The organism is Pseudomonas sp. SDO55104_S430 (assembly GCF_054070595.1).
The window spans coordinates 1-1,593 of the sequence record NZ_JBSVXG010000458.1 but is presented as its reverse complement, the minus strand read 5'-3'; the positions used below and the strand labels follow the sequence as shown (position 1 = coordinate 1,593).

The following is a 1,593-nucleotide window of genomic DNA, read 5'->3' as shown; positions in this document are numbered from 1 at the left end:
TGGATCTGCGTCGTTCACAAATCCAATGTGGGAGCGGGCTTGCTCGCGAAGAGGCCCTCAGGAACGACGCATACCTATGTGCGGAATGCCATCCTCGACATACTCCTCCCCCGCCACCACAAACCCGTACCGCCCGTAATACCCCTGCAAATGCGCCTGTGCCGAGAGGTAAATCGGCATGTCCGGCCAGCGCTTTTCCGCCTGTTTCAGTGCCTGTTCCATCATTTCATGCCCCAGCCCCTGGCCACGAGCCGCCGGTGAGGTCACGACCCGTCCGATCACCACGTCACCGCCCTGTAGCTCCGGATCGAGCAGACGCAGGTAGGCCACCAGCCGATCCTCGTCCCAGGCCATCAAATGGCAGGTGTCACCCTCCAGATCCTGGCCATCGATGTCCTCGTAGAAGCATTTCTGCTCGACGACGAACACCTCGGCGCGCAGCTGCAAGATCGCATACAGCTGCTGGATGCCCAGATCGCTGTGGTGTTTGCAGACCCATTCGATTGTCATGTTTTGATTCCCTGGAAACTTCTTCCAGATACTAAGCGTCCGAACGGTAGATGTCTTTATGGCGGAGAAATCTGTGACAAAGACCAAAATGCCATCATTCATTTCTCGCGCCACCGCCTACTTTGTGTAATCTGGATTGCAGCGATTTGCAGTGGCTTCAATGAACTAACGTTTTGCACCTGGGCGTGCCGGTAAGGGGCTTGGAGATTTAGCTGAAAAATACGTCGGGCACCCCGCCCGCTAAGGATTTTCGAGCATGCCGCGATTGCGTCGAGTCTTTGCTCTTATCGTTTTGCTGTTGCTGGCCCAGCACGCAGCAGCGGAGAAACTGCGCCTGGTGGCGGACGCCTGGCCACCTTTCACCGACGCCACGCTGGTCAACGGTGGGTTGGCAACCGACATTGTCAGTACCGCACTGGCGCGAGCCGGCTATGCCAGTGATTTCGAGCAGGTGCCCTGGGCCCGTGCGCTGCTGGGATTGGGCGAAGGCCGGTACGACGTCCTGGTCAACGCCTGGTACAGCGAAGACCGCACCAAGCTTGGGCAGTTTTCCGGCGAGTATCTGCTGAATCGCATCCGCTTCATCAAGCGCAAGGATGCCCCCATCGAATACAACAACCTGCAGCAGCTGCACACCTACCCCGTGGCGATCGTGCGTGGCTATGCCTATTCGCCGGCGTTCGATGAAGACGAATCACTGCAGAAAGTGCCGGTCCACAATTTCGCCCTGGCCGTGCGCATGGTGGCCGCCGACAGGGTCAAACTGACGCTGGAAGACGAATACGTCGCCCGTTATTACCTGGCCCGGGAGTCGGCCAAGGTGCGCAATGCCGTGGAGTTTTTGCCCAGGCCGGTGAGTGAGAACAGCCTGCATATTCTGGTGAGCCTGAAGAATCCGAAGCATGAGCAGATCGTCGCCGGTTTTGACCGGGAGATTGCCAGGATGAAGGCGGATGGGAGTTATGCGCGTTTGCTCAGGCAGCATGGGATGTAGAGGGGCAGCTGCAAGATTGGTTATGTGGTGTCTGGTCTGGCGCCTTCGCGGGCAAGCCTCGCTCCTACGGGGCGTGGTGATTCCCTGTA

2 protein-coding genes are annotated in these 1,593 nt (G+C 58.4%); one reads left to right on the top strand and one right to left on the bottom strand.

The window, feature by feature from the left end:
- Positions 1–57: 57 nt before the first annotated feature.
- A complete protein-coding gene (locus tag ACW9JE_RS30655; protein ID WP_457434896.1) occupies positions 58–510 on the bottom strand; it encodes a GNAT family N-acetyltransferase in 453 nt (150 codons plus the stop codon).
- 256 nt (positions 511–766) lie between these two features.
- Here ACW9JE_RS30655 and ACW9JE_RS30650 point away from each other — a divergent pair, with 256 nt between their 5' ends.
- The gene (locus ACW9JE_RS30650; RefSeq protein WP_457434895.1) at positions 767–1,504 is read left to right on the top strand and encodes a substrate-binding periplasmic protein; all 738 of its coding nucleotides are present in this window, start codon (positions 767–769) and stop codon (positions 1,502–1,504) included.
- The last annotated feature ends 89 nt before the right edge of the window (positions 1,505–1,593 follow it).